11 protein-coding genes are annotated in these 13,815 nt (G+C 65.8%); 9 read left to right on the top strand and 2 right to left on the bottom strand.

What is annotated here, in order from left to right; genetic code table 11:
* The first annotated feature begins 5 nt into the window (after nucleotides 1-5).
* The gene (locus ACTJK6_RS12720; protein WP_440839226.1) at nucleotides 6-935 is read left to right on the top strand and encodes a LysR family transcriptional regulator; all 930 of its coding nucleotides are present in this window, start codon (nucleotides 6-8) and stop codon (nucleotides 933-935) included.
* Here ACTJK6_RS12720 and ACTJK6_RS12715 read toward each other — a convergent pair.
* Nucleotides 911-1,927, bottom strand: a complete 1,017-nt coding sequence (locus ACTJK6_RS12715; protein ID WP_440839225.1) for an AraC family transcriptional regulator — start codon at nucleotides 1,925-1,927, stop codon at nucleotides 911-913. The two genes, ACTJK6_RS12720 and ACTJK6_RS12715, sit on opposite strands and share 25 nt — an antisense overlap.
* 171 nt (nucleotides 1,928-2,098) lie before the next feature.
* Here ACTJK6_RS12715 and ACTJK6_RS12710 point away from each other — a divergent pair, with 171 nt between their 5' ends.
* The 6 genes from ACTJK6_RS12710 to ACTJK6_RS12685 all read left to right on the top strand — a co-directional run bounded on the left by ACTJK6_RS12710 (nucleotide 2,099) and on the right by ACTJK6_RS12685 (nucleotide 9,460).
* A complete protein-coding gene (locus tag ACTJK6_RS12710) occupies nucleotides 2,099-3,232 on the top strand; it encodes an acyl-CoA dehydrogenase (protein ID WP_232040023.1) in 1,134 nt (377 codons plus the stop codon).
* Between the two features lie 61 nt (nucleotides 3,233-3,293).
* On the top strand, nucleotides 3,294-4,988 hold the full coding sequence (locus ACTJK6_RS12705) for an AMP-binding protein (RefSeq protein ID WP_440476511.1): 1,695 nt from the start codon (nucleotides 3,294-3,296) through the stop codon (nucleotides 4,986-4,988).
* A gap of 66 nt (nucleotides 4,989-5,054) precedes the next feature.
* Nucleotides 5,055-6,602 carry a CoA-acylating methylmalonate-semialdehyde dehydrogenase gene (locus ACTJK6_RS12700; RefSeq protein ID WP_414561629.1) on the top strand — a complete coding sequence of 516 codons (1,548 nt, stop codon included), beginning with the start codon at nucleotides 5,055-5,057 and terminating at the stop codon, nucleotides 6,600-6,602.
* A gap of 19 nt (nucleotides 6,603-6,621) precedes the next feature.
* The gene (mmsB, locus tag ACTJK6_RS12695) at nucleotides 6,622-7,515 is read left to right on the top strand and encodes a 3-hydroxyisobutyrate dehydrogenase (RefSeq protein WP_440839223.1); all 894 of its coding nucleotides are present in this window, start codon (nucleotides 6,622-6,624) and stop codon (nucleotides 7,513-7,515) included.
* Entirely contained in the window at nucleotides 7,515-8,312 is a 798-nt protein-coding gene (locus tag ACTJK6_RS12690; RefSeq protein ID WP_440839222.1) for an enoyl-CoA hydratase, read from the top strand. The genes mmsB and ACTJK6_RS12690 overlap by 1 nt, the downstream gene beginning before the upstream one ends.
* Nucleotides 8,309-9,460, top strand: a complete 1,152-nt coding sequence (locus ACTJK6_RS12685; RefSeq protein ID WP_440839221.1) for an enoyl-CoA hydratase/isomerase family protein — start codon at nucleotides 8,309-8,311, stop codon at nucleotides 9,458-9,460. The genes ACTJK6_RS12690 and ACTJK6_RS12685 overlap by 4 nt, the downstream gene beginning before the upstream one ends.
* A 9-nt stretch (nucleotides 9,461-9,469) precedes the next feature.
* On the opposite strand, the gene ACTJK6_RS12680 is transcribed toward ACTJK6_RS12685, so the two are convergent.
* Nucleotides 9,470-10,963, bottom strand: a complete 1,494-nt coding sequence (locus tag ACTJK6_RS12680; RefSeq protein WP_440839220.1) for an acyl-CoA synthetase — start codon at nucleotides 10,961-10,963, stop codon at nucleotides 9,470-9,472.
* An 819-nt stretch (nucleotides 10,964-11,782) separates the two neighbouring features.
* On the opposite strand from ACTJK6_RS12680, the gene ACTJK6_RS12675 reads away from it, so the two are divergent.
* Together ACTJK6_RS12675 and ACTJK6_RS12670 are read left to right on the top strand one after the other, a co-directional pair.
* The gene (locus ACTJK6_RS12675; RefSeq protein ID WP_260801336.1) at nucleotides 11,783-12,979 is read left to right on the top strand and encodes a hypothetical protein; all 1,197 of its coding nucleotides are present in this window, start codon (nucleotides 11,783-11,785) and stop codon (nucleotides 12,977-12,979) included.
* A gap of 38 nt (nucleotides 12,980-13,017) precedes the next feature.
* Entirely contained in the window at nucleotides 13,018-13,752 is a 735-nt protein-coding gene (locus ACTJK6_RS12670) for a DsbA family protein (RefSeq protein WP_260801337.1), read from the top strand.
* Nucleotides 13,753-13,815: the final 63 nt, after the last annotated feature.

Below are 13,815 nucleotides of genomic sequence, written 5' to 3'. Positions count from 1 at the left end.
ATACCGTGGACATCCGCCTGCTGCGCTATTTCTCGGTGCTGGCCGACGAGTTGCATTTTGGTCGGGCGGCGGCGCGCCTGTTCATGTCGCAGCCGCCGCTGAGCCAGCAGATCCGGCTGCTGGAAGACGAGATCGGCACGCCGTTGTTTGTGCGCAGCCACCACCGCGTGGAACTGACCGCGGCGGGGCGCACGCTCAAGGAGCAGGCGCCGCTCGTGTTTGCGCAGCTCAATCGCGCGCTGGACCTCACCCGCCAGGCGGGCCGTGGGCAGGTGGGCGAGCTGGAAATCGGCATGATCAGCTCGGTGATGGTGGGGCTGCTGCCCGAAGCGTTGCGCCAGTTCCGCGAGCGCTACCCCGGCGTTGAATGGCGCCTGCAAGAGATGACGCCTGCGGCGCAGGTGGCCGCGCTCAAGGAACGCCGCATCGATGCATGCATCTTCCGCTTGGGCCACGAAGACCCTGCCGTGCGCAGCGAGCTGCTGCAGCACGAGCCGATCGTGATGGCGCTGCCGGCCACGCACCGCCTGGCCGGACACTCCAGCCTCGCGCTCGGCGATTTTGCCGGCGAGCCGTTCGTTGCATTCGAATCCAAGCGCTCACGCTTTGCCGATCACCTGCTTCATCTGTGTATCCAAGCCGGATTTGCGCCGCTGGTGCGCCAGCAGGTGACCGAGGTGCAGACGCTGTTGGCGCTGGTGAACGCGGGCTTTGGCGTGGCGCTGCTGCCGGGCTCAACGGCGAACTTGGCGCCGCCCGGTGTGGTCTTCCGGCCGTTGGAGCCTGCACTGCCGGCCGTGCCGCTGTATGTGCACTATCGCGTGGACGATCACTCGCCGGTGCTCAGGGCCTTTCTGGAGACCCTGCGGGAAGTGAGCGGCACGAGCGAAGACGCCGTCGTTGCGCAGCCTCAGTCGGCGCTCGCCAGCCGATAGTCCGTCGGCCGCATGCCCGTCCATTTGCGGAAGGCGCGGTGGAAGGCGCTCGGCTCTGCAAAGCCCACTGCGACCGCGATGTCGGCGATGGTGCGGCGCGTGTCCTGCAACTGGCCGATGGCAATGTCGCGCCGCAGGTCGTCCTTGATGGACTGATATGTGTGGCCTTCGAGCTTCAGGCGCCGCCGCATGGTGGCCTCGGCCACGTTCAGTTTGAGCGCCATTGCGTCCGACGCGGGCCAGCTTGCCACCGGCAGATTGCGCAGCGTCTTGCGTACGCGCGCGGCGAAGGAATCCGGGTTGCGGTACTTGACGATGAAGTTGCCCGGCGCGTCGCGCAGGAAGGTCTTGACGGACGCGGCCGTCTGAATGACCGGCAGGTCGAGAAAGTCCGGCGATAGGTCGACGTACGACGCATCGTGCTTGAACGCCATGTCGTCACAGAACATCAGGCGGTATTCCTGCGCATCCTGCGGCGCCGCACAACGGAAGCGTGCGGCAATGAACGGAATACGCCGCCCCACGAGCCAGCACACCAGGCCGTAGACCATGATGAGCCACGTGGCGTACGTGAACATGGGCGGCACCCGCGTGCTTTTGCGGTGCACAAAGACGAGACGCACACGCTGATCGTCTTCTTCAACACGCACATGCAGATCGTCCAGCACCAGCCGCAGAAAACCCGTGGCACGGGCCAGCGCCTGCCGGCCCGTGCGCGCGGTGAGCGCCGCCTGCGTCATCGCCACGAAGCTGCCCCAGCGCATGGGGTGCGCATCCTGCCCGAAAAACTCATCGTCCATGGCCTGCGCAATGCCGGCCCACAGCGCGCCGTACTGTGCGGACGACACGCGGCTGCGCGGCTGCGCCAGCATCTGCGGCGTGATGCCGGCTGCCGCCATGATGGGCTGCATGTCCACGCCATGCGCGCGTGCACGCGTGACGGCCTCGTTGACGAGACTGACCGAGACGGTTCCCTTTTCGTTGTTTTTCATTGGTATGGCAAATCCGCTCACGCAAGTTGATCGTGACGGGCATCGAAGCCGCCCAGCCGCGTGCCTACACTTTTTCCCCATCGAACCCAAGCGCCGCGGGCTGCACAGTGTAAGGCGCCTGCACAGGCAGCGTCACGCGGCCCCGGTCAGCCAACAAGCAAGAGCCAAGCGATGGACGACTTCTACACCGAAGAGCAGCGGATGATCCACGACGCTGCGCGCGATTTTGCCACCGAGCGCCTGGCGCCCAACGCCGCGCAGTGGGACCGTGACGGCGCCCTGCCCGACGAGGTGGTGCGCGAGATGGGCGAGCTGGGCCTGCTGGGCATGATCGTGCCGGCGGAGTGGGGCGGTTCGTACACCGACTACGTGGCCTATGCGCTCGCATTGGAAGAGGTGGCCGCCGGCTGCGCCGCCAGCGCGACGATGATGAGCGTGCACAACTCGGTCGGCTGCGGCCCGATCCTCAAGTTCGGCACCGAGGCGCAGAAGGCGCGTTACCTGCCGGATCTGGCCACCGGCCGCGCGATCGGCGCGTTTTGTTTGACCGAGCCGCACGCCGGCTCTGAGGCCAACAACTTGCGCACGCGTGCGGTGCTGCGCGATGGCAAGTGGGTGCTCAACGGCAACAAGCAGTTCGTGACCAATGGCGCGCGCGCAGACATCGCGATCGTGTTTGCCGTGACGGATCCTGAGGCGGGCAAGCGCGGCATTTCCGCGTTCATCGTGCCGACGGACACGCCGGGCTTTCACGTTGGCCGGCCCGAACACAAGCTTGGCATCCGCGCATCGGACACCTGCCCGATCACGCTCGAAGACTGCGCCGTGCCCGAAGAGAACCTGCTGGGCGAGCGCGGCGAGGGCCTGAAGATCGCGCTGTCGAACCTGGAAGGCGGGCGCATCGGCATTGCCGCGCAGGCCGTGGGCATTGCGCGCGCCGCGTTCGATGCGGCGCGCAACTACGCGAATGAACGCATCCAGTTTGGCAAGGCGCTGCGCGAGCATCAGACCATCGCCAACATGCTGGCCGACATGGCCACGCGCCTGAATGCGGCGCGCCTGCTCGTCCACCACGCGGCGCGCCTGCGCAGCGCAGACAAACCGTGCTTGTCGGAAGCCTCGCAGGCCAAGCTCTACGCATCGGAACTGGCGGAGGAGATCTGCTCCAACGCCATCCAGATCCACGGCGGCTACGGCTATCTGGCCGACTACGCTGTCGAGCGCCACTACCGCGATGCACGCATCACCCAGATCTACGAAGGCACCAGCGAAGTCCAGCGGATGGTGATCGCGCGGCACGTGTAGCACGCCCCGCGCACATCGACCGCATACGAAAGAGCGCAAACGCGCCGACCAGGAGACGACGATGAACGAAGCGGTATCTGCAGCACAGGGTTTTGTGGAGGCGCGCGATTTTCTGCTGCGCCATCGCACCGACTACGACCGCGCGTATCGCGAGTTTGCGTGGCCGAAGCTGGACACGTTCAACTGGGCGCTCGATTACTTCGATGTGATGGCGCGCGGCAACGACAACCCGGCGCTGTGGATCGTCGATGACCCGCAAAGCGGCGGGTTGAAGCTCTCGTTTGCGCAGATGTCGGAGCGCTCATCGCGCATGGCGAACTTTCTGCGTGGGCTTGGCATCGTGCGTGGTGACCGCCTGCTGCTGATGCTGCCGAACCGCGTTGAACTGTGGGACGTGATGCTCGCGGCAATGAAGCTGGGCGCGGTGGTGCTGCCGGCCACCACGCAGCTTTCCCCGGATGACGTGCGCGACCGCGTGGAACTCGGGGGCGCGAACTGCGTGGTCGTCGACGCAGCGGAGCTGCACAAGTTCGACAGTGTTGATGCGAGCGTCAAGCGCATCGCCGTGGGTGCGCAGCGCGAAGGCTGGATCGACTTGGCAGCAGCCTACGACGCGCCCGCGCAGTTCACGCCTGACGGCCCGACCAAGGCGACCGACCCGCTGCTGCTGTATTTCACCTCGGGCACCACGTCCAAGCCGAAACTGGTTGAACACACGCACCAGAGCTATCCGGTCGGCCACCTGTCGACGATGTACTGGATTGGCCTGCAGCCTGGCGACATCCACTGGAACATCAGCTCACCCGGCTGGGCCAAGCATGCCTGGAGCTGCTTCTTCGCACCCTGGAACGCGCAGGCCTGCGTGTTCGTCTACAACTACGCGCGCTTCGTGCCGAAGGACACGCTGGACGTGCTGGTGCGCTTCAACGTGACCACGCTGTGCGCGCCGCCCACCGTGTGGCGCATGCTGGTGCAGGAGCCGCTGGCCTCCTACGCCGTCAAGCTGCGCGAGATCGTCGGTGCGGGCGAGCCGCTGAACCCCGAGATCATCGAGCGCGTGCGCAGCGCCTGGGGCGTGACCATTCGCGACGGCTTCGGCCAGACCGAGACCACCTGCCAGATCGGCAACACGCCCGGACAGCCGGTGGTGCCGGGTTCGGTCGGGCGCCCGTTGCCGGGCTACCGCGTGGAGCTGGTCGACCACGACGACCAGCCCGCCAGCGAAGGCGAAATCGTACTGCCGCTCTCGCACCGCCCGCTCGGCCTGATGCAGGGCTACGCCAACAACGCCAAAGCCACGAGCGAAGCCATGCGCAATGGCTATTACCACACGTCCGACGTGGCGATGCGCCGCGACGACGGCTACTTCGTCTACGTGGGGCGCACCGACGACGTATTCAAATCGTCCGACTATCGCCTGAGCCCGTTCGAGCTGGAAAGCGTGCTGATCGAGCACGAGGCCATTGCCGAGGCCGCCGTGGTGCCAAGTTCCGATCCGCTGCGGCTGTCCGTGCCCAAGGCGTTCGTGACGGTGCGCCAGGGCTACGAAGCCGGCCCTGAATTGGCCCGCGCCGTGTTTCTCTTCTCGCGCGAAAAGCTCGCGCCCTACAAGCGCATCCGCCGCCTGCAGTTCAGCGAGCTGCCCAAGACGATCTCCGGAAAGATCCGCCGCGTTGAACTGCGCCGGCTCGAACTGGAACGCACGCCCCAGCCGGCTCGCCTGCCCGGCGAGTACTGGGAAGAAGACTTCGCCTGATTTGCCCATCTCGCATTGAACCCGTTACCGCCACCGCAACCGACACCGATTCGCCAGGAGACTCCCATGAGCGCCGTTGCTTCCCTCGCTTCCGCCAAGCCTGCTGCACAGCAGGACACCCCGCCCACCGTCAAGCTGCTGATTGGCGGCGAGTTTGTCGAATCGCAGTCGAAGGAATGGCGCGACATCGTCAACCCCGCCACGCAGGAAGTTCTGGCGCGCGTGCCGTTTGCCACGGCCGGCGAAGTGGATGCAGCCATACGCTCCGCACATGCCGCGTTTGCCACGTGGAAGAACACGCCGGTCGGTGCGCGCATGCGCATCATGCTGAAGTTCCAGGCGCTGATTCGCGAACACTCGCCGCGCATCGCCCGCACGCTCACGGCCGAGCAGGGCAAGACGCTGCCCGATGCCGAAGGCGACATCTTCCGCGGGCTGGAGGTGGTGGAGCACGCGTGCTCGGTGGGCTCGCTGCAACAAGGCGAGTTCCTGGAGAATGTGGCCGGCGCGGTCGATACCTACACGCTGCGCCAGCCGATTGGCGTGTGCGCGGGCATCACGCCGTTCAATTTCCCGGCCATGATTCCGCTGTGGATGTTCCCGATGGCCATCGTGTGCGGCAACACGTTCGTGCTCAAGCCCTCGGAGCAGGATCCGCTCTCAACCATGCAACTCGTTGAGCTGGCATTGGAAGCCGGTGTGCCGCCGGGTGTGCTGAACGTCGTGCACGGCGGCAAGGATGTGGTGGACGCACTGTGCACGCACGAACATGTGAAGGCGATTTCGTTTGTCGGGTCCACCGCGGTCGGCACACATGTGTATCGCCTCGGGAGCGAGCACGGCAAGCGCGTGCAATCGATGATGGGCGCGAAGAACCATGCCGTGGTGTTGCCCGATGCGAACCGCGAGCAGGCCATCAACGCGCTGGTGGGCGCGGCCTTTGGCGCGGCGGGGCAACGCTGCATGGCGACCTCCGTCGTCGTGCTGGTGGGCGCGGCGCAGCAGTGGGTGCCGGACCTGATCGCCAAGGCAAAAACGCTCAAGGTGAATGCCGGTGTGGAGCCGGGTACCGACGTCGGCCCGGTTGTCTCGCGTGCCGCCAAGCAACGCATTCTCGGTTTGATCGAATCCGGCGTGCAGCAGGGCGCCACGCTGGCGCTCGACGGTCGCAATGTGCGCGTGGCCGGTTACGAAGACGGCAACTTTATCGGCCCCACGGTCTTCACCGACGTGAAGACCGACATGGACATCTACACCAACGAAATCTTCGGCCCCGTGCTGCTGGTGCTGACTGCACCCACGCTGGACGACGCGATTGCGCTGGTCAATGCCAACCCGTTCGGTAACGGTGTGGGGCTGTTCACGCAGAGCGGCGCAGCTGCACGCAAGTTCCAGAGCGAGATCGACATCGGTCAGGTGGGCATCAACATTCCCATTCCGGTGCCCGTGCCGTACTTCAGCTTTACCGGCTCGCGTGGGTCCAAGCTGGGCGACCTGGGCCCGTACGGCAAGCAGGTCGTGCAGTTCTATACGCAAACGAAGACGGTCACGGCGCGCTGGTTTGACGATGCGGTCGACGCCGGCGGCGTGAACACCACCATCAGCCTGCGCTGATCGCACCGGGAGCGTTGTCATGAAAATCGCATTCATCGGCCTGGGCAACATGGGCGCCCCCATGGCGCGCAACCTGCTCAAGGCGGGCCACGCACTGAGCGTATTCGACCTGAACGCGCAGGCAGTGGGCGCGCTGGTGGAAGCCGGTGCTGTAGCCGCCGCATCCCCCAAGGACGCTGTGACCGGCGCGGAGACGGTCATCACCATGCTGCCCGCCGCCGCCCACGTGCGCCACGTGCTGACGGCGGAAGATGGCGTGCTGGTGGGCATCGCGAAGGGCGTGCCGATCATTGATTCAAGCACCATCGACCCGGCCAGCGTGAAGGCGTTTGCTGCGCTGGCGGCCGAGCACGGCAACACCTTTGTCGATGCTCCAGTCTCTGGCGGTACGGGCGGCGCGGCGGCCGGCACGTTGACCTTCATGGTGGGCGGCAGCGCGGCGGCGTTCGAACAGGTGCGCCCCGTGCTTTCCGCCATGGGCAAGAACCTCGTGCATTGCGGTGACTCCGGCGCCGGGCAGGGCGCGAAGATCTGCAACAACCTCGTGCTCGGCATCACCATGGCTGGCGTGGCCGAAGCCATGTCATTGGGCGAGGCGCTCGGCATCGACCCGAAGGTGCTTGGCGGCATCATCAACACATCGACGGGACGCTGCTGGAGTTCCGACACTTACAACCCGTTCCCGGGCGTGATCGAGACCGCGCCATCCTCGCGCGGCTACACGGGTGGCTTCGGCACCGACCTGATGCTCAAGGATCTGGGCCTGGCTGGCGATGCGGCAAAGTCGGTCCATCAACCGGTCTACCTGGGGGCGCTCGCGCAGCAGCTCTATCAAACCGTGAGCAGCAAGGGCGATGGCAAGCTGGATTTCTCCGCCGTCATCAAGCTGTATCGGAAAGACGGAGCGGTGTGATGATCGAACTGGAAACGCTGCATGACGGCCCCATCGCGGTGCTGACGCTCAAGCGGCCGCCGGCCAACGCATTCACGCCGGAAGGTCTGCTGCAACTGCAAGCCACCGTCGAACGGTTGAACGCCGACGCGCGCGTGCGCGCCATCGTCGTCACCGGCGACGGGCCGAAGTTCTTCAGCGCAGGGGCGGATCTCAACACCTTTGCCGATGGCGACCGCGATGTGGCCCGCGAGGCCGCTGCGCGCTTCGGTGCCGCGTTCGAGGCGCTGCAGAATGCGCCGCCGGTGGTGATCGCGGCCATCAATGGCTTTGCGATGGGCGGCGGCCTGGAGTGCGCGCTCGCATGTGACATCCGCATCGCCGAGGCCCACGCCAAGCTGGCCGTGCCCGAGACGGCCGTCGGCCTGCTGTGCTGCGGTTGCGGCACGCAGACGCTGCCATGGCTCGTGGGTGAAGGCTGGGCCAAGCGCATGATCCTGACCGGCGAGCGCGTCGATGCGCAGACCGCCCTGCGTATCGGCCTGGTCGAGGAAGTCGTGGAAACCGGTGCCGCACGCGAAGCCGCCATCGCCATGGCGCTGCGTGTCACGACGTTGAGCCCGCAGGCCGTTACCTTCAGCAAGCAGCTCATCCATCAGGCGCGCAATGGCGTGCCGCGCAGCGCGGCGCTGGCCGTGGAGCGCGAGCGCTTTGTCGACCTGTTTGACCATCCGGATCAACGCGAAGGCGTGAACGCCTTTCTGGAGAAGCGCGCGCCGCGCTGGCATGCCGCACACGAATCGGAGACGCTGCAATGAGTGCCGTCCAACGTCAGGCAACGCTGCCCGAGGCAGCCGCTGCCGAACCCGAGGTATTGATGCGCGTGGTGAACCGCGTGGCCATCATCACGTTGAACCGGCCAGCAGCCTTGAACGCGCTGTCCCATGGCATGGTGCGCCAGTTGGCGACGCTGCTGGAGCAATGCCGGCATGACGACGGCATCGTCGCGCTGGTGCTGCGCGGCGCTGGCCAGAAAGGCTTCTGCGCCGGCGGCGATGTGCGCTCGCTCTATCAGCTTGCGCAACAGGGCCGCATGGATGGCGACGACGGCTGGCTGCAGTTCTTCGTTGACGAATACCGGCTCGACTACGCGCTGCATCAGTTCCCGAAGCCCATCGTTGCGCTGATGGACGGCATCACCATGGGCGGTGGCATGGGCCTGGGGCAGGCCGCACGTCTGCGTGTCGTGACCGAACGCACCAAGATGGCGATGCCAGAGACGCGTATCGGCTTCCTGCCCGACGTGGGCGCCACGCGCTTCCTGAGCGCGATGTCCCCCGAGCTTGAGCTGTATGTCGGGCTGACGGGCGTGACGCTCACGGGTGCCGACGCGCTGCATTGCCACCTGGCCGATGTGTGCGTGCCTGCCGAATGGCTTGCCTCCTTCGAAGAGCGCCTGCAGCGCATGCCGCACGATGGCGACCTCATGCAGGCGCTGCGCCGCGTGTTCGAGCCGCCGTGCAACGTCGTGCCGCACGCGCCGCTGGCACAGGCGACGCCGTGGGTGCTGCGCTACTTCGATCGGCGTTCGTCGGTCGATCGCATTGTCGCCACGCTGCGCGAGAGCCTGGAGCGCGAGCAGGCCCGCGAGCCGCGCCAATGGCTGCAGGGCACGCTTGATGCAATGACTTCACACTCGCCGACGATGCTGCACGTCACACGCGAAGCGCTACTGCGCGGTCGGCAGCTGTCACTGGCCGAGTGCTTTCAGATGGAGCTGGGCATCGTCGCGCGCGGAATCCTGGACGGCGATTTCTGTGAAGGCGTGCGCGCGCATCTGGTAGACAAGGATCATCGCCCCGGCTGGGCGCCGGCAACGCTGCCGCAAGTGCGGCCGGAGCGGGTGCGGCATTTTCTGACGTCGCCGTGGCGGGCAGAGGGGCATCCGTTGGCGGGGCTTGGTTGAGCCGGGCGATCAAACGCGCCGCTGCCGGTCGCCCCACCACGCATCGCGCAGGCGGCGTTTGGCGATCTTGCCGTTGTCATCGCGCGGCAGGGCTGCGGTGAATTCGATGTGGCGCGGGATCTTGAAGCCCGCAATCTGGCCGCGCAGCCACTCGATCACGGGCCCGGCTTGCAGGTCTTCGCGTTCGGTCTGCACCACGGCGACAAGGCGCTCGCCGTATTCGTCGTCCGGCACGCCAAAGACAGCGCAGTCGACCACATCGGGGTGGCGCAGCAGCGCATGTTCGATCTCGGCCGGGTAGATGTTCACGCCGCCCGAGATGACCATGTCCGACGCGCGGTCGCACACATACAGATAGCCGTCGGCATCGAGGTAGCCCATGTCGCCCAGCGTGACGAGGCCATCGCGCTCGGCCTTGCGACGTGCCTCGTCGTTGCCGCGATAGGTGAAGTCTGGGTAAGCGGGCTGGCGGCTGTAGATCAGGCCGATCTCGCCCGTGTCGCATGGCGTGCCGTCGTCGTGCAGGATGCGCACCTGCGCGTCGCACACCGGGCGGCCGGCGCTGCCGGGGCGAGCGGCTGCGTCGCGCGGGTCCATCACCGTGATCATGCCGGTCTCGCTCGACGCATAGGTTTCGTAGATGACGGGGCCGAGCCAGTCGATCATCCTGCGCTTGATCTCCGGCGCGCAGGGTGCGCCGGTGGAGGCCACGAAGCGCAACGAAGACAGGTCGTAGCGGCTGCGTTCTTCGTCGGTCAGCTTGAGCAGGCGCACGTACATGATGGGCACGAGGTAGACGGTGTCGATGCGGTAGCGCTCGATCTGCTCGAGCACGCGCAGCGCATCAAAGCGCGCGTTCACCACCAGCAGCTCCGCCATCTGCGCGGCTTGCTGCGCGAATAGACTCGGCGCGCTGTGATACAGCGGCGCCGGCACCAGCGCACGGCAGCCGGGCACGATACCGAACGTGGCCGCCACCACGGCACGCGCCTTTTGCAGATGCGCGTCGAGCTGATCAAGCGGCACGGCCTGACGCACCACGCCCTTTGGCCGGCCCGTGGTGCCCGACGTATAGGCCATGTGCCCGCGCGGAGAAACCATCGGCCCGTCGTATGGCGTCTGCAGCGCGAGCCAGTTGGCATAGCCGTCGGCACGGTCGGTGCCTTCGGCGTCCACACGCAACAGCTGCACATGGGCAGGCAGCAGCGGTTCCACCGCATCGACGAGATCGCGATGGCCGATCAACACCTTGGCGCCCGAATCGCGCACGAGAAATTCCACCTCGGCCGGCGTGAAGTGCCAGTTGATGGGGCAGAAGTAGCACCCGGCGATGCGGCAGGCGTGCATCACGTCGATGTAGGCGGGCGCATTGCGCAGCAGCACCCCGATCACGTCGCCCTCCTGCACACCCATGCGGCGCAACCCACCGGCAAGGGCGGCACCCCGCGCGAGCAGCGTGTCGGCATCGGTCGGGCGATCGTCGAAGATGAGGCTGGCGGTCATGCGTGTCTCCTGTGGCGGGTCTCTATGTTGTGATGTTGCAGTCGGACGGCAGCTTAGCCTGCGCAGCATGCCGGATCGCCCAACGCTGAACAATCCGCCCCCGATTGCGCACACTGGTGAATGCGATTGGACAACCGGGCCTGTTTATGAATCCCGCGCGGGCCCGGGCTCCCCCACTGGAGCGGTGCCATCCCCCTCCAAATATCCCTTGCAGCGGTGGGGTCGGATGTGTAGCCTATGCCACAAAATTACACATGCCTATAAGAAGAAGTCGAATGAAGACGGGGGAAGGCGGGCGTTGAAAGGGCGGCTGACCGCTCCTCTCACCTCCGCCAAGCCGAGGGCCGGGCAGCCACACCGGGCTTGCTTCAGTAGATGCGCCCGACCGTGTCCGATGCGCTGCGGCACCACCGTCGTCAGCCGCAAGTGCTGACGCGTTAGGTGTCTCCAGGCGCTGCTTCTGGCGGCGCATGGCGCAGTCTGTCGAGCCTCTCCAGGCCTCACTTCAATGGCTTCCTTGTGGTTCATCCCCAACGGCGGGCAGCCGCACGCGGGATGTCGCCTTGCCGCGCGCCGTGCATGTCGTCGCGGGCATCGTTCTGAATGCGGTCACCCGCTGGGCTCCAAATGAGCGTGTCGAAAAAGTTCTCAAGCAGGCTTCTGGCCTGCTGTGTCGTCCTGGGTCTTTCCGGTTGCGGGGGAGGGGATGGAGGCAGCACAACCGGCGCGGCCTCTGCCGGGCCTACGGGGCCTTCGGCACCTACTGGGCCTACGGGGCCTACGGCACCTGCGGCGCAGGGCTACTCCATTGGCGGATCGGTGACGGGCCTGTCCGGCGCCTTGGTGCTCCAGAACAATGCGGCCGATGATCTCGCCATCGGCGCCAACGGCACCTTCACCTTTGCGACCAGCGTATCCAACGGCGCGGCGTATCACGTCACCGTATCGACGCAGCCGGCGACCCAGACGTGCACCGTGACCAATGGCGCCGGTACGGTTTCGGCCGCCAATGTCGGCAACGTGTCGGTGGTCTGCGCAACGAATGCATTCAAGGTCGGCGGCTCGGTTTCGGGGCTGAATGGCACCGTCGTCCTGCAGAACAACGGCACGGACAGCCTGAGCCGTTCCGCCAACGGCGCTTTCGCTTTTGCTACGCCTGTGGCGGAAGGCGGCGGATTCTCAGTCACGGTGCAGACCAATCCGGCTGGGCAGAGCTGCAGCGTTGCCAACGGCGCCGGCACCATGGGCACGGGCGACATCAGCACCGTTGCGGTCACCTGCACAACCAACGCCTATACCGTGGGCGGAACGCTCTCGGGTTTGAGCAGCGGCACGGTCGTGCTCAAGAACAATGGCGGCGACAGCCTCTCGCGCAGCGTCAACGGCGCCTTCACGTTTCCATCGGCGGTGGCCTACGGCAATCCGTACGTTGTGACCGTATCGAGCCAGCCCGCCAATCTGAGCTGCCCGGTGGTGAATGGATCAGGAACCATCAGCGGCAACGTGACGAACGTGTCCGTGTCCTGTTCGTGTGCGTCGGGTTATAGCGCTTGCAGTGGTGCGTGCGTCGATACCGCAACCGATTCGAACAACTGCGGCGGTTGCGGCGTGGTCTGCCCCGCCAACTTCGCCTGCAGTTCCGGCGGCTGCGTTGCCGCGGCTTGCACGACGACTGCCGACTGTACAGGTGGGGATGTCTGCCTGGGCGGCACATGCCAGGCGCCCACCTGCACCGATGGCGTGCGCGACGGTCAGGAGACCGACACGGACTGTGGTGGCGGCACATGTTCGGCATGTGCGGTGGGGCAGCACTGCGCAGCGCCGAGCGATTGCACTTCGGGCGTCTGTGCGTCCGGCGTCTGCCAAGCGGCAAGCTGTTTTGACGGCGTGAAGAACGGTAGCGAGACGGCAATCGACTGCGGCGGCGGTGTCTGCGGCGCTTGCGCGGCAGGGCAGGCTTGTCTGGTGTCGACCGACTGCCAATCCGGAGTATGCACGGCCGGCTTTTGCCACTGACCCGCGAGTTCTCCATCCATCTCCATGCAAGGAACGACATGAAGTTCTGGTCAGCCATCCTCGTTTGCGCCGCCAGCGCGCTCCTCTCGTGCGCGGCCTATGCCGACGCGCCCATGACCCAGCAACAAGGCGAGGCCATTCTCAAGGAGTTGCGCGAGATCCACCAGCTACTGACGCGGCAGGCGGCGCCCGCTGCGCCGGGCAATGCCGCGCCGGCACGCACGCTGTCCGTCAAGGCGCCGGCAACGCATGTGTTGGGCAAGGCGAATGCGCCGATCACGTTGGTCGCCTTTACCGATTTCCAGTGCCCGTACTGCGCGCGCTTTGAAGCCACTACGTTTCCCGAACTCAAGAAGAAATACATCGATACGGGCAAGATGCGTTACGTCTTGCGAGACGTCCCGCTCGACTTTCATCCCTTCGCGATCAACGCGGCGCAGTCGGTGCGCTGCGCGGGCGATCAGAACAAGTATTGGGAAATGAAGGATCTGGTGTTCAAGAACCAGAGCCGGATCGACACCGCTGCACTGGCCTCATACGCCCAAGACCTGGGGCTCGACGCCGGCCAGTATCAGAAGTGCATGGCGGACAACAAGTATCTTCCTGAGATCAATGCGGATAGCCAGTACGCGCATTCCGTGGGCATTTCCGGCACCCCGTCGTTTGTGGTCGGCAGGGTGGTGGATGGCATGGTGCAGGGCCGCCTGATCGTTGGCGCGCAAGGTCTGAGTGTGTTCGAGCATGCCATCGAGGAGATGCTTGCCAAGCCGTAAGGCGACAGTGGGCAGCACGCCACGCGAGGCCAGATCGGCTTGTGCCCGTAGGCCGCTTTCAGG

The organism is Ralstonia sp. 22086 (genome assembly GCF_052045975.1).
Taxonomy (GTDB): Bacteria; Pseudomonadota; Gammaproteobacteria; order Burkholderiales; family Burkholderiaceae; genus Ralstonia; species Ralstonia wenshanensis.
The sequence above is the reverse complement of the archived record's forward strand: the minus strand, read 5'-3'. Positions and strand labels throughout refer to the sequence as shown.

Bases quoted from the DNA above. Each gene is read 5' to 3' on its own strand.
- ACTJK6_RS12715 (WP_440839225.1), bottom strand. From the start codon at position 1,927: ATGAAAAACAACGAAAAGGGAACCGTCTCGGTCAGTCTCGTCAACGAG.
- ACTJK6_RS12710 (WP_232040023.1), top strand. From the start codon at position 2,099: ATGGACGACTTCTACACCGAAGAGCAGCGGATGATCCACGACGCTGCG.
- ACTJK6_RS12705 (WP_440476511.1), top strand. From the start codon at position 3,294: ATGAACGAAGCGGTATCTGCAGCACAGGGTTTTGTGGAGGCGCGCGAT.
- ACTJK6_RS12700 (WP_414561629.1), top strand. From the start codon at position 5,055: ATGAGCGCCGTTGCTTCCCTCGCTTCCGCCAAGCCTGCTGCACAGCAG.
- mmsB (WP_440839223.1), top strand. From the start codon at position 6,622: ATGAAAATCGCATTCATCGGCCTGGGCAACATGGGCGCCCCCATGGCG.
- ACTJK6_RS12690 (WP_440839222.1), top strand. From the start codon at position 7,515: ATGATCGAACTGGAAACGCTGCATGACGGCCCCATCGCGGTGCTGACG.
- ACTJK6_RS12685 (WP_440839221.1), top strand. From the start codon at position 8,309: ATGAGTGCCGTCCAACGTCAGGCAACGCTGCCCGAGGCAGCCGCTGCC.
- ACTJK6_RS12680 (WP_440839220.1), bottom strand. From the start codon at position 10,963: ATGACCGCCAGCCTCATCTTCGACGATCGCCCGACCGATGCCGACACG.
- ACTJK6_RS12670 (WP_260801337.1), top strand. From the start codon at position 13,018: ATGAAGTTCTGGTCAGCCATCCTCGTTTGCGCCGCCAGCGCGCTCCTC.